This window comes from Burkholderia sp. AU44665, assembly GCF_030504405.1.
GTDB lineage: Bacteria > Pseudomonadota > Gammaproteobacteria > Burkholderiales > Burkholderiaceae > Burkholderia > Burkholderia semiarida.
On sequence record NZ_JAUJRI010000007.1, the window covers coordinates 39,641 to 66,456 of the forward strand.

At 67.3% G+C, this 26,816-nt stretch carries 23 protein-coding genes and 1 tRNA gene; 14 read left to right on the forward strand and 10 right to left on the reverse strand.

Annotation, left to right across the window (positions count from 1 at the left end; genetic code table 11):
* Positions 1-20: 20 nt before the first annotated feature.
* The 3 genes from QZM15_RS16555 to QZM15_RS16565 are packed head-to-tail and all read right to left on the reverse strand — an operon-like array spanning position 21 to position 4,917.
* Positions 21-941, reverse strand: a complete 921-nt coding sequence (locus tag QZM15_RS16555; protein WP_302106796.1) for a peptidyl-prolyl cis-trans isomerase — start codon at positions 939-941, stop codon at positions 21-23.
* A gap of 11 nt (positions 942-952) precedes the next feature.
* Positions 953-2,779 carry a ShlB/FhaC/HecB family hemolysin secretion/activation protein gene (locus QZM15_RS16560; protein WP_302106797.1) on the reverse strand — a complete coding sequence of 609 codons (1,827 nt, stop codon included), beginning with the start codon at positions 2,777-2,779 and terminating at the stop codon, positions 953-955.
* Complete coding sequence (locus QZM15_RS16565) at positions 2,779-4,917, reverse strand: filamentous hemagglutinin N-terminal domain-containing protein (RefSeq protein WP_302106798.1); 2,139 nt, start codon at positions 4,915-4,917, stop codon at positions 2,779-2,781. The genes QZM15_RS16560 and QZM15_RS16565 overlap by 1 nt, the downstream gene beginning before the upstream one ends.
* Positions 4,918-5,161: 244 nt before the next feature.
* Between QZM15_RS16565 and QZM15_RS16570 the strand changes: the two genes are divergently transcribed.
* On the forward strand, positions 5,162-5,665 hold the full coding sequence (locus tag QZM15_RS16570; RefSeq protein ID WP_226288496.1) for a shikimate kinase: 504 nt from the start codon (positions 5,162-5,164) through the stop codon (positions 5,663-5,665).
* Here the strand turns inward: QZM15_RS16570 and QZM15_RS16575 are convergent.
* Both QZM15_RS16575 and QZM15_RS16580 read right to left on the reverse strand, forming a co-directional pair.
* On the reverse strand, positions 5,659-6,969 hold the full coding sequence (locus QZM15_RS16575; protein ID WP_302106799.1) for an MFS transporter: 1,311 nt from the start codon (positions 6,967-6,969) through the stop codon (positions 5,659-5,661). The two genes, QZM15_RS16570 and QZM15_RS16575, sit on opposite strands and share 7 nt — an antisense overlap.
* A gap of 176 nt (positions 6,970-7,145) precedes the next feature.
* Positions 7,146-8,228 (reverse strand): tartrate dehydrogenase, encoded by a 1,083-nt coding sequence (locus QZM15_RS16580; protein ID WP_124860833.1) that lies wholly within the window; start codon positions 8,226-8,228, stop codon positions 7,146-7,148.
* A 108-nt stretch (positions 8,229-8,336) separates the two neighbouring features.
* On the opposite strand from QZM15_RS16580, the gene QZM15_RS16585 reads away from it, so the two are divergent.
* From QZM15_RS16585 to QZM15_RS16595, 3 genes are all read left to right on the forward strand, one after another.
* Positions 8,337-9,257, forward strand: a complete 921-nt coding sequence (locus QZM15_RS16585; RefSeq protein ID WP_104012975.1) for a LysR substrate-binding domain-containing protein — start codon at positions 8,337-8,339, stop codon at positions 9,255-9,257.
* A 257-nt stretch (positions 9,258-9,514) separates the two neighbouring features.
* Entirely contained in the window at positions 9,515-10,030 is a 516-nt protein-coding gene (locus QZM15_RS16590) for a helix-turn-helix domain-containing protein (protein ID WP_124860835.1), read from the forward strand.
* Complete coding sequence (locus QZM15_RS16595; RefSeq protein ID WP_226288494.1) at positions 10,027-11,298, forward strand: type II toxin-antitoxin system HipA family toxin; 1,272 nt, start codon at positions 10,027-10,029, stop codon at positions 11,296-11,298. The genes QZM15_RS16590 and QZM15_RS16595 overlap by 4 nt, the downstream gene beginning before the upstream one ends.
* A 24-nt stretch (positions 11,299-11,322) precedes the next feature.
* On the opposite strand, the gene QZM15_RS16600 is transcribed toward QZM15_RS16595, so the two are convergent.
* From QZM15_RS16600 to QZM15_RS16610, 3 genes are all read right to left on the reverse strand, one after another.
* Entirely contained in the window at positions 11,323-12,324 is a 1,002-nt protein-coding gene (locus tag QZM15_RS16600) for a LysR family transcriptional regulator (RefSeq protein ID WP_302106800.1), read from the reverse strand.
* 103 nt (positions 12,325-12,427) lie between these two features.
* A complete protein-coding gene (locus tag QZM15_RS16605) occupies positions 12,428-12,847 on the reverse strand; it encodes an ATP--cob(I)alamin adenosyltransferase (RefSeq protein WP_302106801.1) in 420 nt (139 codons plus the stop codon).
* Positions 12,848-12,963: 116 nt separating this feature from the next.
* Positions 12,964-13,764 carry a helix-turn-helix domain-containing protein gene (locus QZM15_RS16610; RefSeq protein ID WP_302106802.1) on the reverse strand — a complete coding sequence of 267 codons (801 nt, stop codon included), beginning with the start codon at positions 13,762-13,764 and terminating at the stop codon, positions 12,964-12,966.
* A gap of 163 nt (positions 13,765-13,927) precedes the next feature.
* Between QZM15_RS16610 and QZM15_RS16615 the strand changes: the two genes are divergently transcribed.
* Positions 13,928-14,554 carry a LysE family translocator gene (locus tag QZM15_RS16615; RefSeq protein ID WP_059580281.1) on the forward strand — a complete coding sequence of 209 codons (627 nt, stop codon included), beginning with the start codon at positions 13,928-13,930 and terminating at the stop codon, positions 14,552-14,554.
* Between the two features lie 13 nt (positions 14,555-14,567).
* Complete coding sequence (locus tag QZM15_RS16620; RefSeq protein WP_302106803.1) at positions 14,568-15,320, forward strand: bifunctional 2-polyprenyl-6-hydroxyphenol methylase/3-demethylubiquinol 3-O-methyltransferase UbiG; 753 nt, start codon at positions 14,568-14,570, stop codon at positions 15,318-15,320.
* A 43-nt stretch (positions 15,321-15,363) separates the two neighbouring features.
* Here QZM15_RS16620 and rtcR read toward each other — a convergent pair whose 3' ends face one another.
* Complete coding sequence (rtcR, locus tag QZM15_RS16625; RefSeq protein ID WP_302106804.1) at positions 15,364-16,980, reverse strand: RNA repair transcriptional activator RtcR; 1,617 nt, start codon at positions 16,978-16,980, stop codon at positions 15,364-15,366.
* A 338-nt stretch (positions 16,981-17,318) separates the two neighbouring features.
* Between rtcR and QZM15_RS16630 the strand changes: the two genes are divergently transcribed.
* The 8 genes from QZM15_RS16630 to QZM15_RS16665 all read left to right on the forward strand — a co-directional run bounded on the left by QZM15_RS16630 (position 17,319) and on the right by QZM15_RS16665 (position 26,150).
* Positions 17,319-17,391 (forward strand) — tRNA-Phe (locus QZM15_RS16630).
* Positions 17,392-17,650: 259 nt separating this feature from the next.
* Entirely contained in the window at positions 17,651-18,790 is a 1,140-nt protein-coding gene (locus QZM15_RS16635) for a slipin family protein (RefSeq protein WP_059644665.1), read from the forward strand.
* A gap of 62 nt (positions 18,791-18,852) precedes the next feature.
* Positions 18,853-20,076 carry an RtcB family protein gene (locus QZM15_RS16640; protein ID WP_059580335.1) on the forward strand — a complete coding sequence of 408 codons (1,224 nt, stop codon included), beginning with the start codon at positions 18,853-18,855 and terminating at the stop codon, positions 20,074-20,076.
* 52 nt (positions 20,077-20,128) lie between these two features.
* Positions 20,129-20,941 (forward strand): nucleotidyltransferase domain-containing protein, encoded by an 813-nt coding sequence (locus QZM15_RS16645; RefSeq protein WP_059580270.1) that lies wholly within the window; start codon positions 20,129-20,131, stop codon positions 20,939-20,941.
* A gap of 257 nt (positions 20,942-21,198) precedes the next feature.
* Positions 21,199-22,347: a DUF1176 domain-containing protein gene (locus QZM15_RS16650; protein WP_302106805.1), complete on the forward strand. Its 1,149-nt coding sequence runs from the start codon at positions 21,199-21,201 to the stop codon at positions 22,345-22,347.
* A 62-nt stretch (positions 22,348-22,409) separates the two neighbouring features.
* Positions 22,410-23,714 (forward strand): hypothetical protein, encoded by a 1,305-nt coding sequence (locus QZM15_RS16655; protein ID WP_059580264.1) that lies wholly within the window; start codon positions 22,410-22,412, stop codon positions 23,712-23,714.
* A gap of 253 nt (positions 23,715-23,967) precedes the next feature.
* Positions 23,968-25,263 (forward strand): O-acetylhomoserine aminocarboxypropyltransferase/cysteine synthase family protein, encoded by a 1,296-nt coding sequence (locus QZM15_RS16660; RefSeq protein ID WP_059580261.1) that lies wholly within the window; start codon positions 23,968-23,970, stop codon positions 25,261-25,263.
* Positions 25,264-25,424: 161 nt separating this feature from the next.
* On the forward strand, positions 25,425-26,150 hold the full coding sequence (locus QZM15_RS16665) for a ZIP family metal transporter (RefSeq protein ID WP_059580259.1): 726 nt from the start codon (positions 25,425-25,427) through the stop codon (positions 26,148-26,150).
* A gap of 22 nt (positions 26,151-26,172) precedes the next feature.
* On the opposite strand, the gene QZM15_RS16670 is transcribed toward QZM15_RS16665, so the two are convergent.
* Positions 26,173-26,676 carry a hypothetical protein gene (locus tag QZM15_RS16670; protein ID WP_089465426.1) on the reverse strand — a complete coding sequence of 168 codons (504 nt, stop codon included), beginning with the start codon at positions 26,674-26,676 and terminating at the stop codon, positions 26,173-26,175.
* Positions 26,677-26,816: the final 140 nt, after the last annotated feature.

Genomic DNA, 26,816 nt, shown 5'->3' on the forward strand with positions numbered 1-26,816 from the left:
TGCTACCTGCTGCTTGCCGCCTACTGCTGGATCCGCGCGTTGCGGATCAGATCCGCAACGACCTGCGCGGTCGCCTTCTCCATCGCGACCTGCTCGAGTTGCTGGCGCAGCGTGTCCTTCGCCTGGTCGAACGGCGGCACCTGCGTCGGCCGCTTGTCGTCGGCCCGCACGATCCAGTACGCATCGCCGACCTGCACGGGCTCGCGCGTCATGCCGCCCTGCGGCAGTTTCACGAGCGCTTCGGCAAGCGGCTGCGGCCAGTTCTGCGTGTGGCCTGCCTCGATCGGCGTCTTGAACGAGATCCAGTTCAGCGCGCCACCCTGCGCCGCGGCCGGCCCCTTGCTGAACTGCCGCGCGAGGCCGCCGAAGTCCTCGCCTTTCTTGAGCCGCGCGAGGATCTGCCTGGCGGTGTCCGCGTCGTTGACGGCAATCACGCTCGGCTTGTATTCGTTCTCGCCGAGCGTCGCGACGACCGCGTCGTAGCGCGCCTTGACGTCCGCGTCCGTGACGGGTGCCGGCTTGATCTGATCGCGCAGGTACGCCTGCGTCATCGCGAGCGCCTTCGCCTGCTCGACGGCGGCCACGACCCGCGGCTTCGTGTCGTAGTGCTGCTTGAGCGCCGCCTGTCGAAACAACTCGCGCGCGATCAGCTGGTTCTTCAGCGCCGCGCGCAGCGCCGGCGTATCGGGCGCCTTCGACGCGCGCACGGCTTCGTCGACCTGCGCTTGCGGAATCGGCACGCCGTTCACGCTCGCGATCGCATCGGCCGGCATCGCGGCGGCTGCATCGGCGGGTTTCTTCGCCGCCTTGGGAACCGCATACGCGTGCGAAGCGACAGCGGCGCACAGCGTCGCCGCGACGAGCGTGACGCCGATCTTGCGAATACGCGCCGACAGGTTGGGTTGCATCGCGATCTCGCGACCGTTCGACAGGCGATTCATGAAGTTCTCCATCAGTCCGTCCAGTTGAGTGTGGCCAGCAACACGCTGGCCTTCTTGCCGAGTGCGGCCGGTTGCGCGAGCGCCTGCCCGACCAGCACTTCGGCCGACAGGGTTCCGCCTTTCAAACGCCATTGCGCGCGCGTGCCGACACCTGTGCCGACGAGCGACGGCCAGCCGCCCTGTGCGTTCAGGTGCGTCTTGCCGCCGTCCAGAAACACGTAGGGTTCGATGCGCGCGTCGTGCCACGCCGGCACGTTCTGCCAGGCCAGCTCGTTGCGCACGAATGCGCCGCTGTCGCCCGCGATCCCGCCTTCGGTAAACCCGCGGACCGAGCCCATGCCGCCTAGAAAGATCTGCTCGTTGCCGAACAGCGCGACGCGGCTGTACTGCGCGCGCAGCGTGCCGCGATACGCCCACAGGGAACCGGCAACAGTACCGAGCGTGAACTGCAGCGTGCCGGTGGCATCGAGCTTCGTGAACTGGCTGTGCGCGTCGTCGATGCCGATGTCCGACGCATCGTGATTGGCCGCCAGCCAGGGCAACCCCTGCGACACGCCGACATCCCAGGTCGCGGCCGCGCCCTGATCGCGCATGACGAAGCGGGACAGCCCGTTCAGCGCGACCCGCAGCACCGTCAGGTTCTGCGGCGACAACGGAATGCCGTTGAGGTCGCGCTCGGTGCGCAGCTTGTTGAGCGTGACGTCGACGCTCATGCGCCCGCGCGGCGACCGCACCAGCACGTCGTTCCAGCCGAGCATCTGGCTGAACGTGCGCCCGGCGAGCAGCGCGACGTCGCCGATCGCCTGCTGGTACTCGGACATCGACGCCGTGTAGCTGAAAGTTTGATACCCGTACGGCACCGCCGCCGACAACACGACCGCGTTCGTGTCGGTCGTCCCGACGTAGCTGAACGACAGCGATTCCTGCAGTCCGATCACGTTGTCGGCTTCGACACCGGCGCGATAGCGCGTCCTGCCGGTCTGCGAGCTGCCGTAGTTGTCGATGCCGAAATCGTAATGAAGACGATCGCCATAGCGGTTCGAGATCGCGACGATCGAATCGCCCGGCGCTTCGCCGGGGAGAATCCGGATTTCGGCCTGATTGCGCCGCAACCGGTTGATCTGGTCGACGCCCTGCTCCAGGTCGGGCAGGCGCAGCACGTCGCCCGGCGTGCTCGCGAACGCCCATGCGGTGCCGGCTTCGGTCAGCAGCCCGCCGCCGCGCACTTCGTACCACTTCTCGTCGGGATCGCGCGGCCTCAGCGGCTTGCCGTTCAACGTCAACGCGGCCACGCGACCGGGGACGAGGTTGATCTTCAGCGTGCCGGACGCGAGATTCTGCGGCCCGAGGTACGCACGCGTCGTGATGTAGCCGCGCGAAATGAACGCTTCGGTCAGCCGGCGCAGCAGCAGATTGATCCGGTTGCGCCCGAGTTGCTTGCCGATGAACGGCGCCGCGATACGGTCCAGTTCGGGCTGCCCGAGGATCGCGTCGCCGGTGAATTCGATCCGCTCGATCGGGAACGTCGGCGCGACGTCCGGCAGCGTGTCGACGTCGGCGCCCGGCGGCAGGTCGGGCATCGCCGGCTGCTCGGGCACCGCGATCTGCGCCGGCGGTTGCGCGAGCTCGTCGCGGCGCTGCCGGTCGCGCTGCTCCTGCAGCAGACGCTGCGCGGGATCCTGCTCCGCACGCGGCACCGCGAACCCGGCCGGAAGCGCGCCGAGGCCCGGCGGCGCGCCGGCCGGCGGTGCGCCCGCGAGCTGTGCGTGCGCGCACGGCGACATCGCGCCGAGCGTCAACGCGAGCGCGGCGGCGATGCGGTGGTCCGTCTGCGACATCACAGGCCGAACCACGACACGAGGCCCATGTGATTGCGGTTGCCGATCGTCACGAGATCGCGATGGGGCGGCCGGATCGTCACGATGCCGCGCGCCGCGAGCACACCTTCGGGCGCGCTGTACGCGCCGCCGTCGATGTCGGCCTCGCCGGTCAGGCGCACCTTGCCGGTTCCTCCGGTGAACACGCCGCCCGTGTCGGCTGCATAGATTGCCGCCCAGCGATTGCCGAACCACGCTTTCAGGTCGTGGTCGCGGTTGACCACCGTGTAGCCCGGTACGCCTTGCGCGAGCGTTTTCGGTGCGTCGAGCGTCAATGCGCCGAGCGCGAGCACGGTTCCGCCCGTGTTCGTGATCTGCGTACCGGCTTTCAGCTGGATGTCGGCCTTGGCCTCGATCACGCCGCCGAACGCCTGCACGTTCGACGATGCGCTCGCGCGGCAGAACACGAAGCACGAGCGCCGATACGCTGCCTGCCCGGTGAAAACGGCTTGCGTGAGAATGTTTTCGCGCGCGGCGATATCGATCGCGCCGCCATTCGACAGGATCGATCCGCCGATATTCGTCACGTTCGCGGCGCGCACGGTCACGTTGCCCGCATCGGCCGTGATGTACGCGAGTTTCGATGCGTCGGCCAGCGCGCCATAGTCGACGGTGAAGCCGTCGCTACGATGCTTGAAGAACAGGAAGCGGCCGCCCTGCTCGGAGAAGCCGACCACCGCGCCGTTCTGCACGCCGGTGCTGTGGTCGACGATGTTCTGCAGGTCTCCGCCCGCGGCGATCGAAATGCTCTGGTTCGACAGGATCCGCGCATTCCGGTTGACGACATCGGCGCCCGCGGTCAGCGACACGTCGCCCTGAACGCCGAACAGGATGCCGAGCCGCGTCTGCGGCAACGACTCGTTCCGGATGCGGCCCGCCGCGTTCAGCGTCACCGCGCCCATCGAATCCGGGTCAGCGTCGATCGCGGTCTGCCCTTGCACGAGCGACCCGACATTGACGATGTCCGCCGCGCTCTTGAGCACCACGCCGCTTTGCGACGATGCCACGGTCGCGCCCTTCATCGCATCGTCGGGATTCAGCGCGATGCCCGCGCCGTTCAGCTTCACGCTGCCCGACGCCATCAGGCTGCTGCCCGTCAATGCGATCGCATCGGCTGCCGACACGTTCGCGTGGCCGCCCTTCGCCTTCATGTCGGTGCCGGTCAGCGTGATGCCGCCCTGCACGGTCACGTCGAGATCTCGCGCGACGTCGACCTTCGCATGGGACATCTCGACGTTGCCGTTCGACGCCAGCGTGAAATCCCCGAGCGACGCATTCATCGCGCCGGCGCTGCGCACGCCGGGGCCGCGGTCCGTGACGATCAACTGCACGCGCCCGCTCGTCACGCTGCCCGCGGCAGTGATGTCGATCGCATAGGACGACGCGGTGTCAGGGTGAGTCGTCGCGGTACGCGAGAGCCAGTCGTTCGCGTTGTCGTTCGGCGACAGCCCCGTGTTCAGCTCGACACGGCTGCGTCCGGCCAGCAGGCGCACGCCGGCCGTCGCCGACGAAAACGTGTTGTCGATCGCGCCGTCGACGACGATGTTCTTCGCGATCAGATCGAGCCCGATCAGCGCGCCGGCGAGGCCGCCCGGACCGACGACGATCGTGCCGGTCGACGTATCGAGCACGATGTTGCGCTGGATCACGCCGGGGGCGATCTGCAGGTCGTTGAAGCTCACGTTGCCGGTGGACAGCGCGACGTGCCCCGTATTGACGAACGATCCGCCGTTGACCGTGATGCCGTTCGGGTTCGCGAGCACGACGTTCGCGCGCGGCCCCGCCACGGCGATCTCGCCTTCGATCAGGCTGCGGTTGGTGCTCGTCACCTGGTTGACGATCGTGCGCGCGTTGATGCCGGCGTTGTTCAGCGTCGCGCCGGCGGTCGTCACGTTGAACGACGAATACGTGTTGCTCGATACGCCGGCGACCGCCGGCGCAAGATTGACGAGCTGCCGGCCGTTCGGCCCAACCGACACGCTCGTGGGCGTGCCGCCGTCCGGGACGATCCCCGCGGCGGCGGCGCAATGCGGCAGCAGTCCGGTTACGGCAAGGCAAAGGCACAGCGCGCGCCAGCCCCCGCTGCCTGCGCGCGCCATTGAATCGGTGCATCCCATTCTGATCCCGCGCACGGCTTCGCCGGCCGTGCGCCCTCGGTTTTTTGGTCGTGTGGTCGTACTGCTTTCGTCATACTTTTTTGAGATACCGAGGAAGAGTAACGGCGGGGCCACGACTTTCTTTAGGGCGCTTTATCGAATAATTTTTCTAATTCGTTCTGACCGGATATTACAAATTCATTTCGCATCGAGGCACAATGAAAGCATTCAGTCAATCTCGCGCCTCATGCCCTCTACATCGACGAACACGCCGCTCACCGTCATCCATCTGAACGGCCCGATCAACAGCGGCAAGACGACGATCGGTCGCGCACTTGCACGCGTGCTGCCCGATGCGCGCTTCATCGACGGCGACGATCACGACGCGCCCGAATCCGCGCCGTTCGACGTGCAATGGGCCATCGCGTTGGAGCGGCTCGTCGCGCAGATCGCGCAAGCGCGCGAACGCCACCTCGTGATCGCCTATCCGATCGGCGAAGCGGAATTCGAGCGGCTGCGCACGGCGTGCGCTGCGCGCGATGCGCGATTGTTCGTCGTCACGCTCGCGCCGCCCGAAGCGGTCGCGGCATCGAATCGCGGCACGCGTGCCCTCACGGACTGGGAGCGGCAACGGATCGCCGAGATGTATCGGGAAGGGTATGCGTCGCGCAGGTTCAGCGATTGCGTGATCGATACGTCGAACGCATCGCCCGACGTGTGCGCGACGGAGATCGCTCGCCGCGCTCAGTGATGCCGCCGGATGCCCGACACGACCTGCTCGCGCGCCCCCTTCCGGCTCAGCATCAGCGTAACGACCGCCGATACCGCGAGCGTCCCCGCAACCACATACAACCCCGCCGCATACCCGCCCGTCGCATGCTTGAGCCAGCCGATCGCGAACGGCCCGACGAAGCCACCGAGATTGCCGATCGAGTTGATCATCGCGATGCCCGCCGCCGCACCGGCCCCCGACAGGAACGCGCTCGGCATCGCCCACAGCGGCGCCTTCGCGGCGCTGATCCCGACGTTGACGACGACCAGCGCGAGCACGGTCAGCAGCGCGGTGCTCGCCTGCCCCGCGAACACGAAGCCGATGCACGCGAGCACGCACGGAATCACGACGTGCCATGTGCGCTCGCCGACGCGATCCGAATGCCGCGCCCACACGATCATCGCAACCACGGCGGCAACGCTCGGAATGCCGGTGAGCAGGCCCGTTTGCACCGCGCTGAAGCCGAACTGCCTGATCATCAGCGGCGCCCACAACCCGAGCGTGTACAGTCCTGCCGACGTGCCGAAGTAGATCAGCGCGAGCGCCAGCACGCGCGGATCGCGCAGCGCCTGCCACGCGCCGGCCGTATGCCCGGCGTGCGTGTGGCGCGCGTCCGCCTCCGCCTTCAGCTTCGCGATCAGCCAGTCGCGCTCGTCGGACCGCAGCCACGCGGCCTGCGACGGCGCATCGGTCAGGTACTTCAGCACGACGAAGCCGAGCGCGACCGCCGGCAGCGCTTCGACGATGTACAGCATCTGCCAGTCGGCAAGCCCGAACATCGGCGGCATCTGCATGATCGCGCCCGACAGCGGCGAACCGATCGCGGTCGAGATCGGCGCGGCCGCCATGAACCACGCGGCGGCCACCGCGCGCTGCTTCGCGGGAAACCACAGGCTCAGGTACAGGATGATGCCGGGGAAAAAGCCGGCTTCGGCCATGCCCAGCAGAAAGCGCAGCACGTAGAAGCTCGTCGGGCCGGTCACGAACGCGGATACGGCCGACACGATCCCCCACGTGATCATCACGCGCGCGATCCAGATGCGCGCGCCGACGCGATGGAGAATCAGGTTGCTTGGCACTTCGAACAGAAAATAGCCGATGAAGAACAGGCCGCCGCCGAATCCGAACGCGGTGGGCGACAGGCCGATCGCCTTGTTCATCGTCATCGCGGCAAAGCCCACGTTGACGCGATCGAGAAAGCTGACGAAGTAAAGCAGCATCACGAACGGAATGATGCGCCACATCAGCTTCCGCGCGACGCGGGTTTCCAGATCTGCTTGCATGTGTCTCCTCCTTCGAGGTCGGGCCGTGCGCCGTCGGTCGGTGGACCGCGGCGCCGGCCGGCGCCCGGCTCGCGTCGGATGCGCGAGTCGCGGGCAGAAAATGCCTGAGTGAAGCGAACGCGCGACGCTCGGCTGCGCGCAGGCGCGGCCGTCAGCGCCACACCGCCTCGCCGCCGTCAGGCCGCGGCGGCCGCGTGCGCGACGCGCTCGCAGACGGCCAACGTCACCTGCGCGGTCGTCGCGCTGCCGCCGAGGTCGCGCGTATGCAGCGACGGGTTGGCCGTCACGGCCTCGATCGCGTGCATCACGCGCGCGGCGGCTGCCGTCTCGCCGAGATGCTCGAGCAGCATTACGACCGACCAGAACGTGCCGACCGGATTCGCGAGCCCCTTGCCCATGATGTCGAACGCGGAGCCGTGGATCGGCTCGAACATCGACGGATAGCGGCGCTCCGGATCGATGTTGCCGGTCGGCGCGATGCCGAGGCTGCCCGCGAGCGCGGCGGCGAGATCGCTGAGGATGTCCGCGTGCAGATTGGTCGCGACGATCGTGTCGAGCGACGCCGGGCGGTTGACCATGCGCGCGGTCGCCGCATCGACGAGTTCCTTGTCCCACGCCACGTCGGGAAATTCCTGCGCAATCTGTTTCGCAATCTCGTCCCACATCACCATCGCGTGCCGCTGCGCGTTGCTCTTCGTGATCACGGTCAGCAGCTTGCGCGGCCGCGACTGCGCGAGCCGGAACGCGAAGCGCATGATGCGTTCGACGCCGGCGCGCGTGAGGATCGACACGTCGGTCGCGGCCTCGATCGGATGGCCCTGGTGCACGCGACCGCCGACGCCCGCGTATTCGCCTTCCGAGTTCTCGCGCACGATCACCCAGTTCAGGTCGTCCGGCCCGCAGCGCTTCAGCGGTGCATCGATGCCCGGCAGGATGCGCGTCGGGCGCACGTTCGCGTACTGGTCGAAGCCCTGGCAGATCTTCAGGCGCAGGCCCCACAGCGTCACGTGATCGGGCACGTCCGGGTCGCCCGCGGAACCGAACAGGATCGCGTCCTTGCCGCGCAGCGCGTCGAGGCCGTCGGCCGGCATCATCGCGCCGTGCCGACGGTAGTAATCGGCGCCCCAGTCGAAATCCTCGAACTCGAACGCAAAGCGGTCGCTGCCGCGGGCCAGCGCTTCCAGTACCTGCTTGGCCGCGGGCACCACCTCCTTGCCGATGCCGTCGCCGGGAATCGTTGCGATACGGTAGGTCTTCATGCGGACATCCTCGATTGGTCGTGAGCGTGAACGCACTTTACCGAACCGGCAGTGCAGAAACCGTGGCTATACTCAATGCATCTTTAACTTCAATTCACGAATCTCGTCATGGCGGATACCGTTCAGCCGGCCGATCTCGGCTTCTTCTCGACGCTGGCCGCGTCGGGCAGCCTGAGCGCGGCCGCGCGCGAGCTCGGGCTGACCGCGGCGGCCGTCAGCAAGCGGCTCACGCAGATGGAGCGGCGCGCGGGCGTGACGCTCGTCAATCGCACGACGCGGCGGATGATGCTGACGCCCGAAGGCGACGTGTATCTCGAGTACGCACGGCGAATCCTCGACCAGATGGACGAACTCGGCGAACTGCTCGGCAGCGCGAAGCAGCGGCCGAAAGGCCTGCTGCGCGTGAACGCGACGCTCGGGTTCGGGCGCAGCCACGTCGGCCCGGCGATCTCGCGCTTCGTCGCGCGCTATCCGGAGGTGTCGGTGCAGTTGCAGTTGTCGGTGATGCCGCCGCCGCTCACCGACGACACGTTCGACGTATGCATCCGCTTCGGCGAGCCGCCCGACACGCGCGTCGTCGCGCGGCGGCTCGCACCGAACCGTCGGCTGCTCTGCGCGGCGCCCGCCTATCTGGCGCGGCATGGGACACCCGGCACGCCGCACGACCTGACGAGACACAACTGCATCGGCATCCGGCAGGGCGACGAAGGTTACGGCGTGTGGCGCCTGACGACCGGGCGCGGCGCGGCCCGCCACACGGAGGCCGTGCGGATCAACGGCAACCTGACGACGAACGACGGCGAGATCGCGGTGAAGTGGGCGCTCGACGGGCACGGGATCCTGATGCGCGCGGAATGGGACCTGCGCGACTATCTCGCCGACGGGCGGCTGGTCGTCGTGCTGCCCGACCATGAAACGCCGGGTGCCGACATCTACGCGGTGTATGCGCAGCGTCACCAGATGTCCACGCGGATTCGCGCGTTCGTCGATTTCCTGGCGGAAGAATTGGGGCGGCCGAAGGCGACGTAGGGCGTCGGTTACGCCCGCTGCGGGCCAGGCATCGGTAAGCGATGCCGGGGCGAGTACACGGCTTTTCGGCTCACGACACGCGTCCGAGCGTATGGCCGCCAAGCGACGGAGTCAATATTCTGGCAAATCTCGCATCGTAGAGCCAAAATATTTACACAAACCAGCGCAGCGCCTCGACGAAAGTCACTGACACGCTGCGCTAAAGTGCTATTATTTTAGCTCTATTGCACCGAAAAAAGTGAAATATTAGCGCCATCATGGCAAAGAAAACCGCCCCTCTCTTGCCCGCATCCAGTCGGTTGCTCGTCGAATTCGGCGAGCGGCTCAAGCTCGCCCGTCTGCGCCGGAAGCTGACGGCCAAGCAGGTCGCTGAACGCGCGGGAATGTCGCCGATGACACTCCGCTCGCTGGAGGGAGGCGGTTCGGGGGTCACAATGGGCGCCTATCTTGCCGTCATGCAAGTACTGGGCCTCCAGGGCGATCTGGAAAAACTGGCCGCTGCGGACTCATTCGGCCGCCAGCTTCAAGACGCTCGCCTCGTCAAACCGCGATCCGTGAAACGAGTTGCCCTGCGGTCGTCCGCCGAGTCGCCACGCATACCTGATCGGCGCGATCGTGCCACCACGACCACGCCCCCGGCCCCCGCCAGGAAAGCACCGGGATCGGCGTCCAGCATCCCGGCGCCCGACCACCATCGCGGTACGACGGCCGCGGAACTGGCCGCGCTGTTGAAGCCAGCGAGCAAACACCTGGGGAAATCTCGCGAGAAATGACGACCATCTCTGTTTACGCAGACTGGAGCAGCCTGCCCGCTCCCCGGAAACTCGGCCTTCTGCACAGCCGACAGACGCGGGCAAGCGAACGTTTCGAATTCCAGTACGACGCAACCGCCTTGAGCGCTCCCGAACTCGCCCGGGTTCAGCTCGATCCCGGCATCGGCCTCTTCGAAGGACCGCAATATCCACCTCCGCCGCGAGACTCGTTCGGTGCGTTCGCCGATTCCAGCCCCGATCGGTGGGGGCGCATGCTGATGGACCGTCGGCTGGAGCGAGACATTCGTGCAGGCCTTCGACCGAAGGGCACTCGGCTCCGTGAATCGGATTACCTGCTGGGCGTCCACGATCTCTATCGCGTCGGCGCACTGCGTTACAAGCTCGACGACGAAGGAGAGTTTCTCGACGACCGCGTTGATCTCGCCGCGCCGCCATTCGCGGAAATCCGTGAACTGGAACGCGTCAGTCGGGCGCTGGAAGAGGATGTCGACAACATCGCCCCGGACGGCCGCGACTGGCTCTCGATGCTCATCGCACCTGGCGGCTCGCTCGGCGGTGCACGACCGAAAGCAAGCGTGGCCGACGATCAGGGGCGTCTGTATATCGCGAAGTTCCCCAGCGCAAGAGACGATTACGACGTAGGCGGTTGGGAAATGGTCGTCAATGCGCTCGCGGTCGGCTGCGGCCTGAATGTCGCCCAAGCCGAGGCACGAAAGTTCGCCAGCGACCATCATTGCTTCCTGGTCCGTCGCTTCGACCGGACGGCCGATGGACGGCGCCTGCATTTTGCCTCGGCGATGACCATGACCGGTCACGTCGACGGCGACGATGCCTCCACCGGCGTCAGCTATCTCGAACTGGCGGAAGTCCTCATACAACATGGTGCGCAACCGAATGTCGACCTGCGAGAACTTTGGGCGCGGATCGTCTTCAATCTTCTCGTATCGAATACCGACGACCATCTTCGCAATCACGGATTCATTCTGGCACCGGGTAAGGGCTGGCGGCTCTCCGCGGCTTATGACATGAATCCGGTCGCGATCGCCGACGGCCTCAAGCTCAATATCACGGAAGCCGACAACGCGCTGAACCTCGAGCTTGCCCGTGAAGTCTGCGAATTCTTTCGGCTCGGTCTGAGCGATGCCGACGAGATCATCGACGACTTCCGTGGTGTCGTCAGTCAATGGAGAACGCTCGCGACGCGACTCGCGCTGCCGGCTCGGGAACAGGATCGGATGGCCAGCGCGTTCCGTCTCGCAACCGCGTGAGGATTTTCCGTCCGCATCCCGCCGTCACGCCACCGCCACCAGCCCGCCGTAGCGATCGGGGGTAACGACTGCACCCGGCGCCGGCCGCCACCCCACCGCCCCCGCCGCCGCCAGCCCTGCCTGCTCGTGCCCGGCCTGCACGAAACGCTCGGCGATCCAGTCGACGAACGCGCGCACGCCGGGCGACACATGCGGGCGCTTCACATAGACGACCGACACGGCCAGCGCATCGGGCTGCCAGCGCGCCAGCACTTCCCGCAACCGCCCCGCGTCGATCAGCGCCTGCGCGGCGACGCGCGTCGGCTGGATCAGCCCGAGGCCGTGCACGCCGCAGGCGAGATACGCCTGCTCGTCATCCACGCCGACGATACCGTCGAGCCGCACCTTGCGCACCGCGTCGTCCACCGCGAACTCGAGCTCGGCCGGACGCTGGCCGAAGACGTGCGACTCGCCTACCGCGCGATGCCCGCCCAGATCGTCGGGCGTGCGCGGCACGCCGAAGCGGTCGAGATACGCGGGGCTCGCGCACGTCACGCGCTCGAGCGAGCCGAGCCGGCGCGCGACGAGCGACGAATCGGGCAGCGCACCGAGCCGGATACTGCAGTCGATCGCGTCGCCGACGCGATCGCCCGCGCGCCCGGCCACGGCGAGCATCAGTTCGAGATCGGGATGCCGCACATGGAATTCGCCGAGCGCCGGCAGCACGATCGCGCCCGCCACCGACGCCGGCAATTCCACGCGCAGCGGCCCGCTCGGATGCACCGCGGCGCCGCGAATGCTGGCTTCGAGCTCGTCGACGTCCGCGGTGATGCTGACGCAGCGCCGGTAATACGCGTCGCCTTCGGGCGTGGCCCGCAACGCGCGCGTCGTGCGCACCAGCAGCGGCATGCCGAGCGCCGCTTCGAGCTCCTGCACGGTGCGCGTCGCGGTGGCGCGCGAGATGCCGAGCGCCTGCGCGGCACGGGTAAAGCTGTTCATTTCGACGATGCGCGTGAAGATGCGCATCGCGCGGATCGGATTGTCCACCGGACACCTCTACGGGGTTGCGACAGGCCGCGGCGCGGGCGTTCGCGCACCGCGCGTGCGTGTCGATGTCGACGCAAGCCGCGCGACCGGCGCGGCCGCCGGGTCAGGCGTTTGCCGCTGCGACGCCGGGCGCCGGTTCGGCGAGCAGCCGTTGCGCGAGCGCCAGCGCGTCGTCGCGGGTCGCCGCCGCGTTCAGCGGATAACCCCAGACCTTCTCGAAGGCGCCCGAAAAGGCATTGAGCGCCACGCGCCGCGCCGCATCGGGCTCGATCGCGATCATCCCGGGGATCCGTTCGCGCGACAGCGCACGGTTGGCCTTGCTCCACTTCGCGAGCTGCTTGCGCATCTCGTGATCGTTATTGGCGCGATCGTCGCCGGACGGCGCATCGTCGGTCAGAAGAACGAAGCGTTCGCGGCGCGCGAGCAGTGCGTCGAGTTCGGCAATCAAGCGGGCGGGATCGGTGTGGGTCGAGCCGCTGTAACGCAGCCAGACAAACGGGAATTCAGTCGTGACGATTTGCATGTCGACCTCAAGATGAGAACGATTCTCATTCTATGGATCGAGACCGCGTGCGTCATTTCTCGTCCCGGCCAACTGCTTTTTCAATCCGGCCAAACGGGCGCGTGCGGCCCGGCGGTTCAGCGCTGCCGATCGGTGAGGAATTGCGTCGGCGGCTTGCCGGTCGCCTTGCGGAACATCGTGACGAAGCTGCTTGCGCTCTCGTAGCCGAGATCGATCGCGATCTGGTGCACGCGACGGCCGGTCGTCAGCATCCGCAGCGACAGCGCGACGTGCAGCCGACGGCGCCAGTCGCCGAGGCTCATCCCGAGCTCCTTCGTCGCGAGGCGCGTCAGGCTGCGCTCGCTGATGCCCGCACGCCGCGCGAGCTCGGGCAGCGGCGACTTGTCGGCCGGATCGTCGAGCAGATGGTCGATCAGCTTGCGCAGCCGGCGGTCGGCCGGCATCGGCAGGTACAAGTCCTCGACCGGCGCCGCGACGAGCTCGTCGAGCAGCGTCGCGACCAGCCGCCCTTGCGGCCCGTCGACGTCGTACAGGTTCGGGAAACTGGCCGCCTTCAGCAGCAGCTCGCGCAACAGCGGCGACATGCCCAGCGTGCAGCAGCGCTTGGGCAAGTCGAGCGCCGCGTCGGGTTCGACCAGCACCGCGTAGAAGGTCGCGCCGGCCGAGCCGCGCGCCGCATGCGCGACATCGCCGGGAATCCAGACCGTGCATTGCGGCGGCGCGGTCCACACGCCGCCGTCGATCTCGCAATAGACGACGCCGGTCAGCGTGTAGAGCAGTTGCGCCTGTCGATGGCTGTGCCGCTCCAGCCGCCATTCGGGCTCGACGACGGAGCCGCCGAACACGATGAGCGGACGCGGCACGTGATAGACGTCTGCGTCCGCGGCGGGATCGGTGATCGGTGGAAGGTCGCGCATGGAACGGCGGGCTGTGGACAAGGCCGGACGCCGGCGCGTCCTGTCGTGCTTATACCAGAAAGGCGCCGGCGCAGCCGCGCCGTTCGGGGGCGTCGCGGCCGCGCGCCGAACCGAATACAATGCGCCGATCCCCTTGCCGCCGCGCCAACCCGCCGGAGCCGCCATGTTCGACCTGACCACGCTGACCACCTTCACGGCCGTCGTTCTGGGCCTGTTCCTGATCCCCGGCCCCGCCGTGCTGCTCGTGCTGAGCCGCACCGTGCAGGGCGGGCGCACGACCGGCATCCTGACCGGCCTCGGCGTCGCGAGCGGCGACTTCGTGCATACGCTGTTCGCGGCCGTCGGGCTGTCCGCGCTGCTGATGACGTCAGCGCTCGCGTTCAACATCGTGAAGCTGATCGGCGCCGCGTACCTGATCTATCTCGGCGTGCGCGCGCTGCTGGAGAAGCCGTCCGATCCGTCGCTGCCGCGGGTGGCGGCCGTCACGCCGCTCAACGCGTACTTGCAGGCGATTCCCGCCGAAGTGCTGAATCCGAAAACCGCGCTGTTCTTTCTCGCGTTCATGCCGCAGTTCGTGCATCCGGAACGTGGCTCGACGTTCGTGCAGTTCGCGGTGCTCGGGCTGATCTTCGTCGTGCTCAGCTCGCTCTACACGACGCTGATCGCGTGCTCGATCCGCCCGCTCGGCCGCATCGTGAAGCGGCTCACGTGGCTCACGCGCTGGCAGGGCAGGATCATCGGCTCGATCTTCATTGCGCTCGGGCTGCGCGTGGCCGTGCAGCAGCGCTGATGGGCGCGACCGCATGACGCGCGCCGACGCGGATCTGCTCTACACCGACCCGCGCCTCGTCGCGGTGTACGACCTGTTCAACGCGGGCGATCGGGACTTCGTGTTCTATGCCGCGGCGATCGGCGCCGCCCGGCAACGCATTCTCGATCTCGGCTGCGGCACCGGCACGTTCGCGCGACGGCTCGCGTCGGCCGGGCATGACGTCGTCGCGATCGATCCCGCGCCGGCGATGATCGATTACGCGCGACGCCAGCCGGGCGCCGGCGCCGTCCGCTGGTTCGCGTGCGCGCTCGACGGCCTGCCGCCCGGTGTGCGATTCGATGCGGTCGTGATGACCGGGCACGCGTTTCAGTGCCTGCTGACCGACGACGACATCGATGCGACGCTGCGCGGCGTGCGACGCGTGCTCGCCGACGGCGGCCGCTTCCTGTTCGAGAGCCGCAACCCGCGCACCGAACCGTGGCGAGCATGGACGCCCGTGCAGTCGGCACGCAGCGTCGAATCGCACGCATTCGGCATCGTCGATCTCCATCACGCGGTGCGTGCGATCGACGACGCGATCGTGACGTTCGACACGCACTACCGCTTCCGCCGCGACGACACGGTGCTGACGAATACGAGCCGGCTGCGTTTCATTTCGCAACCTGAACTGCAGGCGCACGTGACGGCGGCCGGTTTCGCGTCGGCCGACTGGTGCGGCGACTGGGACCACGCACCGTTCGACGCAGCGACCAGCGCGGAAATCATCGCGATCTGCCGCGCGTAACGGGCGCGGCGCAGACATCATGCGCCTCGTTCGCCACGCGTCATCACGCGCGATCGAGCGCACGCCGCACACCGTCCCAATCGAGCCCGAACCGCGCGAGATACTTGCGCAGCCGGTCGGCATCGTTCGGCTGCTTCTTGCTCTGGCGCGACACCGCGAACAGCGTGCGCCCGGCTTCCGACAGGCTCGCCGACGTCCGGCACACGTCGAGCACGCGTTCGAGCTGCGCCCGGTCGAACAGGTCGAGTTCCGCCGCACGCGCACCGAACACCGCATCGACGCATGCATCGGCCGCCCCCGCGCCGCCCGGCGACGACCACGTGCGCGTCAGCCGTTCGACTTCCTGCTCGGCAAGCGCCTCGGTAATCCGCCCGGCATCGGCCAGCGTCGCCATCCGCGTGACCGAGGCGGACAATTCGCGGAAATTGCCGGCCCACGCCGCCCGCGGCGATGTCGCGAACGCGAGATAGCGCCGCTTCGCCTCCACGTTGAACCGCACCTGCTCGCCCTGCTCGCGGCCGAAACGGTCGAGCTCGAATTCGAGGTTCGGCTCGATGTCCTCGCGGCGCTCGGCGAGCCCCGGCAGTTCGTAGGTCCACAGGTTGATCCGTGCATAGAGATCCTCGCGGAACGTCCCGGCCGCCACCATCTGCCGCAGGTCGCGATGGGTGCCCGCGATCAGCTCGAAATCGCTGGTCGCCTCGACGTCCGCGCCCACCGGCAGGAAGCGCTTCTCCTCGATCGCCTTCAGCAGCATCGCCTGCTCGTCGAGCCCGAGTTCGCCGATCTCGTCGAGAAACAGCAGGCCGCCGTCCGCGGCGCGCAGCAGCCCCGCGCGCGCCGACTGCGCGCCGGTGAACGCGCCCTTCACGTGACCGAACAGCGTCGACATCGCCGCGTCGCCGCGCAGCGTCGCGCAGTTGATCTCGATGAACGGCCCCGCGAGCCGATGCCGGCCGCGCTTCAGCTCGTACACGCGCTTCGCGAGAAACGACTTGCCGGCCCCCGTGGGCCCGACCAGCAGCATCGGCGCGCGCGAACGCACGGCCACGCGCTCGAGTTGCTCGATCAGCGCATTGAAGCGCGCGTTGCGCGTCGCGATGCCGGCCTTCAGGAACGACACCGTTTCGTCGCGCTCGCGCGTGAAGCGCTGCGCGATCCGGTTGTAGCGGGACAGGTCGAGATCGATCACCGAGATCGTGCCCGGCCCGCTCGGCCCTTCGTCGGTCCGCTGCGGCGGCCCCGTCTGCACGAGGCGCGCGGGCAGGTAGCGCGCTTCCGCCAGCAGGAACCAGCAGATCTGCGCGACGTGCGTGCCGGTCGTGATGTGGATCAGGTAATCCTCGTGTTCGAGGTCGAACGGATATGCGCGTGCGTAGTCGTGCAGCGTCGCATAGACCTCCTCGAAATCCCACGGATCGCGGATCGTGACCGGCGTGAGCCGCACGTCGGTGTGCGGCGACACGCGCGCGAGATCGTCCCGCACCTGGTTGGCGAGACGCGTGTAGTCCGGCGAATGCAGCAGTTCCAACCGATCGATCGGCAACTCCGGCTGCTCGCACAACGAAATCGTCGGCCGCCATTTGCGGTAACGGCGCGGCGCGCGGCCACCCTGGTCGAGCACCGTGCCGAGAAACCCGATGGCGACAGTCTTTCGCATATTTATCTTGCAGGATAAGAGGCGATCCGATTATATCGGATTATCGTGATGACCCTTTGGGCACGACGTCGATCCCCAGCCACGCACAATAGATAAATTCCTTTTATTTTCAATTGCTTGGGAAATTCCCAAAGCCCCGGCACGCCCGCTGGCACGCTCCTCGCTAAATAGAAGACGCCGGATGTCCCGCTGGCCCACGAGCCAGGGTTCAACAAGCCCTGCTGGTGCGCCGCCGCCGAACCTCGTTCGTCGCCGCAGCGCATGCCGCCATGGACAGACGAAGGCAAACGGGCGCGCGTCAGGATGCTTCGTCCGGGTTCGAATCCCGGAGCGCCCATTGTTCGGAAGCTCAGCCAGGTGGAGCAGCCGGCGAAAGCCGGCCGGTGGCGGGTTCAAATCCCGCTCGAACGCTGTCCGCAAGGACGGTCTCGTATGAAAAGCAGTACCCGCCGGTGCGGGCCGCAAGGCCCGCCGCGCGTCGGACCGGTTGCAGTTCCGCGCGATCGGCCGGGCGGCCACACGGCCAGCGCACGAAGGCGCACGACGACGCAATGCCACACGCGTCGCCCTGTGCTTCGACGCCGGCCAGCGCGCCGCCCGCCCGATTGCGTCGCACCGCGATCCGCACGATGCGCGCCACCCGGCGGCCATTGAAGAAAAGGACAAGAATATGTGGATGCGACATGTAGTGAAAAAGAACGAGCGCGCGCTGCTGATGAATGAGGGCGATTTCGTGAAGGTGCTGGAACCGGGCGTGTTCAAGGCCTTCGATCCGTTCAAGCGTTTGTCGGTGCAGACCGCGCGTCTCGACGCGCCGCTCGCCGACGAAGCGTTGGCCGACTATCTGCGTCACGACGCACAGGATGTGCTTGCGCAGTATTTCGTCGCGATGGATCTCGCCGACGATGAAGCGGGCCTGCGCTATGAAGACGACGTGCTCGTCGAGATCCTCGCGCCGGGCACGCGCCGGCTGTACTGGCGCGGCCTGACCGCGCATCGGCTGGAACGTGTCGATCTCGCGCGGCACAGCATGCTGCCCGACGCGCTCGTGAAGCGCATCGCGCAACCGTCGCTGCGTGCGCGCGGCGTGGCCGGCCTGACGGGCGTGCTGCTGGCGCAGGTGCCGGCGTACCACGTCGGTGTACTGAAGATCGACGGCAAGATCGAGCGGTTGCTGGACGCGGGCACGTCGGCGTTCTGGCGCTTCAACCGCGACGTCGCGGTCGAGCTGGTCGACCTGCGCGTGCAGGCGATCGAAGTCGGCGGGCAGGAAATCCTCACGCGCGACAAGGTCGCGCTGCGGCTGAACCTGTCGGCGACGTGGCGCTATGCGGACGTGCTGCATGCGTTCGGCCAGTTGCAGAAGCCGGTCGAACACCTGTATCGCGAGTTGCAGTTCGCGCTGCGCTCGGCGGTCGGCACGCGCTCGCTCGACGAGCTGCTGGAGGACAAGCAGTCGCTCGACGACGTCGTGATCGCGCAAGTACGCGCCCGTCTCGACGGTTCGGGCCTGGACGTGCGCAGCGTCGGCGTGAAGGATATCGTGCTGCCGGGCGACATGAAGACGATCCTCGCGCAGGTGGTCGAGGCCGAGAAGTCCGCGCAGGCGAACGTGATTCGCCGCCGCGAGGAAACGGCGGCCACGCGTTCGCTGCTGAACACCGCGAAGGTGATGGAAGAAAACCCGACCGCGCTGCGGCTCAAGGAGCTGGAAACGCTCGAGCGCGTCGCGGAACGGATCGACCGCATCTCGGTGTTCGGCGGCCTCGATCAGGTGCTGAACGGACTCGTCAGCATCAAGGGCACGTAATGCGGGATCCGGCGCGATGCAGGTAACTCGCGCCGGATACCGAAATGAATCAGGTGAAGCAAATGACAGACACGGATTACCAGGTAATGGAACTGGCGAACGGCAAGCCGGTGAAGATGTGGACGCAAGGCGTCGCCGTCGAGGAGGAAGCGCGCGCACAACTGCGCAACACGGCGCAAATGCCGTTCATCTTCGGCCACGTCGCGGTGATGCCGGACGTGCACCTCGGGAAGGGTTCGACGATCGGCAGCGTGATTCCGACGAAGGGCGCGATCATCCCGGCCGCGGTCGGCGTCGACATCGGCTGCGGGATGATGGCCGCGCGCACGACGCTGACGGCGTCCGACCTGCCGGATTCGCTTGGTGGGCTGCGCGGCGCGATCGAACGCGCGGTGCCGCACGGCCGCGCGCCGGGCCGCCGCGATCCGGGCGCATGGGGTGATCGGGCGCCGGCCACCGTGACCGAAGCATGGAAGTCGCTGCAACCGGGCTTCCAGCGGATCGTCGACAAGTATCCGAAGCTGGAAAAGACGAACCACTACGCGCATCTCGGCACGCTCGGCACCGGCAACCACTTCATCGAAGTGTGCATCGACGAAGCGGACCGCGTGTGGTTCATGCTGCACAGCGGCTCGCGCGGCGTCGGCAATGCGATCGGCAGCCTGTTCATCGAACTCGCGCAGGCCGACATGCGGCAGCACATCGCGAACCTGCCGGACCGCAATCTCGCGTATTTCACCGAGGGCAGCCGGCACTTCGACGATTACGTCGAGGCGGTCGGCTGGGCGCAGGACTACGCGCGGCGCAACCGGCAGGCGATGATGGACGCGGTGATCGGCGCGGCGCGCGGCGTGATCGCGAAGCCGTTTTCGGTCGACGAGCACGCGGTGAACTGCCACCACAACTACGTGCAGCGCGAACGCCACTTCGGCGAAGAGGTGCTCGTCACGCGCAAGGGCGCGGTGTCCGCGCAGAAGGGGCAGCTCGGGATCATTCCGGGGTCGATGGGCGCGAAGAGCTTCATCGTGCGCGGGCTCGGCAATCCGGAAAGCTTCTGCTCGTGCAGCCACGGCGCGGGCCGGACGATGAGCCGCACCGAAGCGAAGCGCCGCTTCACGGCCGACGATCAGGCGAAGGCGACGCAGGGCGTCGAATGCCGGAAGGACGCGGGCGTCGTCGATGAAATTCCGATGGCGTACAAGGACATCGACGCGGTGATGGCGGCCCAGCGCAGCCTCGTCGAAGTCGTGCATACACTGCGCCAGGTGGTGTGCGTGAAAGGATAGCGCGGTGCGCGGCCAATGGCCGGCGGCCGCGCGCAACAAAAGGGAACCAACAATGAAAACGGAACAATTGACGCCCGTGCGCAGCGCGCACCCGGTCGATCCGGCCGTGCGGGCGCGCGTGATGGCAGAACTCGCGGAAGTCGAGCGCCGCCACGACGTGACCGTGCTGTTCGCATGCGAATCGGGCAGCCGCGGCTGGGGCTTCGCGTCGCCGGACAGCGACTACGACGTGCGCTTCGTGTATGCACACCGGCGCGACTGGTACCTGAGCGTCGAACCGCAGCGCGACGTGATCGAGCGGCCACTCGACGACGAACTCGACGTCAGCGGTTGGGAACTGCGCAAGGCGCTGCAACTGCTGCGCCGCTCGAACCCGACGCTGCTCGAATGGCTCGACTCGCCCGTCGTGTATCGCGAAGACGCGCGCTGGGCGCCACGGCTCAGGTCGCTGGCGTCGGCGTTCTTCTCGCCGGTGCGCGGGCGTCATCACTACCTCGCGATGGCCAAGAAGAACTTTCGCGGCTACCTGCAAGGCGACACGGTGCGTTACAAGAAGTACCTGTACGTGCTGCGGCCGCTGCTCGCGGTACGCTGGATCGACTCCGGGCTCGGGATGCCGCCGATGCGCTTCGTGGATCTCGTCGACGGCACCGTGCACGAGCCGGCGGTACGCGCGGAACTCGACGCGTTGCTCGCGCTGAAGATGAGCGCGAACGAAAGCGAATACGGGCCGCGCCGGCCGGCGATCCACGCGCTCGTCGAGACGATGCTCGCCGATGCCGAACACGATCGCGAATACAAGCGGCCGTGGGGCGACGTGGCGATGCTCGACGCGTTCCTGCGCGACGTGGTCGATGATCGATGAAAGGCGAACGGCGCGACGCCTGCGGGCATCGCGCCGTATTTGCATCCGCACCTGCCCGGCCCATGCACGCGAGCAACGGTCGTGCCCGCACACTACGCGTCGTCTTCACGATCGCAACGCATTGCGGCGGTATACTCGATGTCGTTCGGTGACGCGCGCCGCCGCATGCGCCGCAGCCTTCGACCTGCCCGCCTGCTGACGATATGCTTGCAGCCCGACGTCTTCCGCGCGCCCATCCACAGTCGATACGAACCGTCATGTCGCACCGCCTTTCGCTCGCCATCGCCGCCCTCCTCGCCGTTTCCCCGATCGTTGCCCAGGCTCGCCCGCTCGCGCGGCCGCCGGTCGAGCGCGAATTCAAGAGCTGGTCGGTCGTCTGCGACAACGGCAATCGCTGTATCGCGGAAAGCCATGCCGACGATATCGACGATGCACGCACCGGCCTGATCCTGCGCGTGACGCGCGATGCCGGCCCGGACGCGCAGCCCTCGCTCGATCTCTACGCATCGGCGCCGATCGACTTGCGCACCGCACGCGTCGATGGCCGGCCGTTCGATGCGATGCCGGCGCAATGGCATGCGTTCGGCGACAAAGCCGACGACCAGGCGCACCCGTTCCGAATCCGGACCAACGATCCGGCAACGGTGGCTGCGTGGCTCGCCGCGGCGCGCAATGCGCAACTGCTGAGCTTCGGCGATCCGGCATCGGCGCCCGCCGCTCGCACGCCGTTGTCGGGACTGAATGCCGCGCTGCTGCTGATCGACGACACGCAGGGCCGCGTCGGCACGGTCACGGCGTTGCTGCGCCCGGGCCTCAAGCCTGCGTCGTCGGTACCGGCCGCGCCCGCCTTGCCGCCCGCTGTCACGCCCGCCCCGCCGCCCGTGTCGAATCTGTCGGCCGCCGAACAGCGGCCGCTCGTCGACGCGGTACTCGCGAAATTCGGCGCCGACGTGAAGCAATGCGCGGCCGATGTCGAAGACGAAATGTCGGCGAGCGATCGCAGGAAAGCGTCGAGAGCCGTCGCGATTTCGTCCGACGAAGCGCTCGTCGCGATTCCGTGCCAGACCAGCAGCCTGTATAACCACACCGACCTGTGGTATCGCGTGCGCCGCACTGCCCCCTACGCGCCGGCCGCGATGAACTTCGGCGAGAACGCGAGCGCGGGCCTCGATGCTGCGTCGTTCGCGAACGAACTGACCGACGCCGGCTACGATCCCGCGAGCGCGACGCTGTCGAGCACGGTCCGGCTGCGCAGCGCGGGCGATTGCGGCTCGACCGCGTCGTGGGTTTTCGACGGTCGGCGCTTCGTACTCGACGGCCTCGCGACGCACAGCACGTGCAACGGCCTGTTCCGGGACCAATGGCCGCACCTGTATCGCCGGGCCGATGCGGCAGGAAACCGCTGACGCACGCATCGCACCGAAACACGCCGGCAGACATAACCGATAACAAACCGAGGGGCCGTACCATGTATCTCCCGTTCATCGACGCGTCGCGCAACCCGACCGCGACGCGGCGCACGCGCGGCTGGCGTGGCGCGCGTGCGTTCGCGCTGGTCACCGTCACCGCAGTCACCGCGTTCGCCTTCTCGCCAGCAAACGCGGCAAGCACCGGCGATTCAGTCGAAATCCCGTTCTGGTCGCGTAACTGGACCGGCACGATCGGCAACCGGCATGTCGAAGTCTCGCTGTCGCGCGTGGCCGACACGGTATCGGGCTCGTACTGCTACGCGCCCTGCACGTCCGACAAACGCTATCGGCTCGCGTTGAAGGGAACGCTCGACGCGCACGGTGTCACGCTTTCGGAACGCGACAGCGGCGCGAAAGCCAACGCCGATCGCGTAACGGGTACGTGGCGCGCGGCATCCTTCGACAACGCCGTGACCGGCACGTGGGCATCGCCGGACGGCAAGCGCACGCTGCCCGTCTCGCTCGCACCGAAACAGGACGGCAGGCCGTTCCCTTACGAGGTCCGCCTCGTCGCCGACAAGCTGCCGGACGACAGCAGTTCGTGCAACGACCCGCCGCACGTCTTCGCGATTCGCCTGTACGACCGCGGCCGCCTCGTGCAGACACTGCAGACGGATTCGCAAGGCACCTGCGGCCTGCCCACGCCCGAATTCGCCGACGTGAACTTCGACGGCTGGCCCGACCTGATGCTTGCGCAAGGGATGGGGGCGAGCCCGAACATTCCGTACCAGACGTGGATCTTCAACCCGAAGACGCGGCGCTTCGTCGATGCGCCGCAGGGACTGCAAGACATCACGTCGCCGGATTTCGATCCGGTGCACCGGATCATATGGACGAACTGGCGCGCGAGCTGCTGCGAGCACGGCGTGACGACGTACCGCTGGCAGGGCAACGACGTGAAGGAGGTCGACTCGGCGAGCAGCTACTTGCTGCCCGTGCTCGACGGGAATACGCGTCGCTATTGCTACGTCGTACCCGGCTACGGCGACGGTTACATCGAGTTTCCGCAACGCATCGAGCAGACCGATGCCGGACTGCGCTCGACGCTCGGTGCACCGAAGGATTGCGAGGTGGGCGATTCGCCGCAGATGTCGCGCGTGTATATCGACATCTGGAAGCCGGGCGCGGCGGGCAGCGCCCCGACGCTCGTGCGTACCGAAAAGGTCGCTTGGAAACGCACGTCAACGCGCGCCGGCATGAAGTTCTGCCCCGACGTGCCGTTCTACGACAACGGCCGCATCCGCCGCATCCTGTTGCGCGACGATCCCGACCAGTGCAGCGACTCGAATCCCGACGAGAGCTAGCATGCGGTACGCCCGCACGGGCGTACCGGCGTCATGTCACGCGGCGCCGACGATCGAAATCGACGGCACGAGCGTTGCCGAGAAGTAAGCATCCAACTGGTTCCAATGATCCTGATTCATCAAGTATCCCTTGTGCGCGGAAGAAGGCATTTTATGCACCGCCCCGCCATAAGCAACAAACCATTCGTTCTAAGGGTTGCCGCGCACGTGCTCCTATAATCGCTCGACCATCACAACAACAGAAGGAGCACCCATGACCGATCAGGCCGTATCGAACTGGCGCCTCGAAACCATCGCAGTACACGGCGGTTATCGTCCCGACCCGACCACGCGCGCGGTCGCCGTCCCGATCTACCAGACCGTTGCGTACGCATTCGACGACACGCAGCACGGCGCGGACCTGTTCGACCTGAAGGTCCAGGGCAACATCTACACGCGGATCATGAACCCGACGACGGACGTGCTCGAGCAGCGGATCGCCGCGCTCGAGGGCGGTATCGGCGCGCTCGCGCTCGCGTCGGGGCAATCCGCCGTCACGTACGCGATCCAGACGATCGCCGAAGCGGGCGACAACATCGTGTCCGCGAGTTCGCTGTACGGCGGCACCTACAACCTGTTCGCGCACACGCTGCCGCAATACGGAATCACCACGCGCTTCGCCGACCCACGCGACCCCGCGTCGTTCGAGCCGCTGATCGACGCGCGCACGAAGGCGATCTTCGCGGAATCGGTCGGCAACCCGCTCGGCAACGTCACCGACATCGCCGCGCTCGCCGAGGTCGCGCATCGCCGCGGCATCCCGCTGATCGTCGACAACACGGTGCCGTCGCCGTACCTGCTGCGCCCGTTCGAGCACGGCGCGGACATCGTCGTGCATTCGCTGACGAAGTATCTCGGCGGGCACGGCACGAGCCTCGGCGGCGCGATCGTCGATTCGGGCAAGTTCCCGTGGGCCGAGCACGCGGACCGCTTCAAGCGGCTCAACGAGCCGGACGTCAGCTATCACGGCGTCGTCTATACCGAAGCGTTCGGGCCGGCCGCGTATATCGGCCGCGCCCGCGTGGTGCCGCTGCGCAACATGGGCGCGGCGATCTCGCCATTCAATGCGTTCCAGATCCTGCAGGGAATCGAGACGCTCGCGCTGCGGGTCGAGCGCATCAGCGACAACGCGCTGAAGGTCGCGCAGCATCTCGCGCGCCACGAACACGTCGAATGGGTGAATTATGCGGGCCTGCCCGATCACCCCGACCATCCGCTCGTCGCCCGCTACCTGTCGGGCCGTGCGCCGGGCATCCTGACGTTCGGCGTGAAGGGCGGCCGCGACGGCGGCGCGAAGTTCCAGGATGCGCTGAAGCTGTTCACGCGGCTCGTCAACATCGGCGACACGAAGTCGCTCGCGACGCATCCGGCATCGACGACGCACCGTCAGTTGTCGCCGGCCGAACTCGCGAAGGCCGGCGTGAAGGAGGAAACGGTGCGGCTGTCGATCGGCATCGAGCATATCGACGACCTGCTCGCCGATCTCGACCAGGCGCTCGCGCAGCTTTGAGCGAAACGGGCGCGCCGGCTTGCCGGTGCGCCCGCATCGAACCGCTTGACCCTGGAGCGGCTTCAAGGTGTTCAATCCCCGGTTGATGCCGGGGCGACGCCCGGCGCGTACGATCGTGCAACGCCCCCTGCGCTGCGATACGCCAACCGCCGAGAGACCCCATGACACCGACCGCGAAGCTTGCGCTGCTCACGTTACCGCCCGTGCTGGCGGCCTGTTTTGGCGCCCTCGCGGCCGCGTGGCGCGCGCCCGGCCCGAAAACGTCGAGCGTGATCCAGCATTTCACCGGCGGCATCGTGTTCGCGGCCGCCGCGCTCGAACTGCTGCCGCAGGACCGCGCGCATGCGCTGTTTCCGGTCGTCGTCGGTTTCGTGCTCGGCATCGCGCTGATGCTGGCGATTCGCGCGCTGTCGGGCGCGATCGAGACACGTTTCGAGGAAGCGCGCTTGCCGGTGAGCCTGATCATCGTCACCGCGATCGACCTCGTCGTCGACGGCCTCGTGCTCGGCATCGCGTTTTCCGCGAGCGACGAAAGCGGCATCATCCTGACCGTCGCGCTGACGCTCGAGGTGCTGTTCCTCGCGCTGTCGGTCAGCGCGGCCTTGGCCGCGGCCGGCATCGGCCGCATGCTGTCGATCGTCGTACCGGTCGTGCTCGCGGCGCTGCTGAGCGTCGCGGCCGTTGCCGGCAATGCGGCGTTCGCCGGACTGCCCGCGAATATCTATGCTGCCCTTCTGGGGCTGGGTACCGTCGCGCTGCTGTACCTCGTCACCGAAGAACTGCTGGTCGAAGCGCACGAGGTGCCCGAAACGCCGTTCGCGACGGCTTCGTTCTTCATCGGGTTCATCGTGTTCTTCCTGATCGAAGGATCGGTGAAGGCCGGGTAAGCCGCGTGCGATGGCGCGACGGTTACCACGTCGTCGCGCCGGTCGGATAGGTATCGACGATACGTGTGCCGTTGACCGGCGTGACGCCCTCGTTGCGCAGCGCGGTCCACAGGTCGATCGCATGTTCGCGCGACTTGCGGCTGCCGTCGTCGGTCAGCACGTTCAGCGCGATCACTTCGTCGCGCGTCGTCAGTTGCAGCTGTTCCTTGAGCTTGCGCGACTGATGCGACGCGCTACGGACGTCGCCGAGCACGATCCGTTTCTCCGTGACGGTCGGCGCGTCGCCGGCATCGGCCGGCACGAACGTCAGCCGGCCGCTGGCGACTTCGCATTGCCCGCGCGCGAATGTCGCGGTCCACGCGCCAGCCGGCACGGCAGCCAACTCGCAGCGCATCCGCTCGTTCACGCGACTGCCAACGTCGTGCGCCGATGCGTGCGACAGCGCACGTTCCGGCCAGCCTGCGGCCATTGCCGCCGTCGACATCAGACACGCCGCCAGCACGATCCCTTTTGCGATAGTACGCATCGAATGCTCCTCTTCGTATGGAGTGCGGTGGCCGGCACAGCGCCGGCTGACAAAAATGTCATGTTGCGATCAGGTTCGCGATGTGCCGCGTCGCTACCATCGAACGCGTCACGGGCCAGCCCGTTTCCACCCACGCAGCG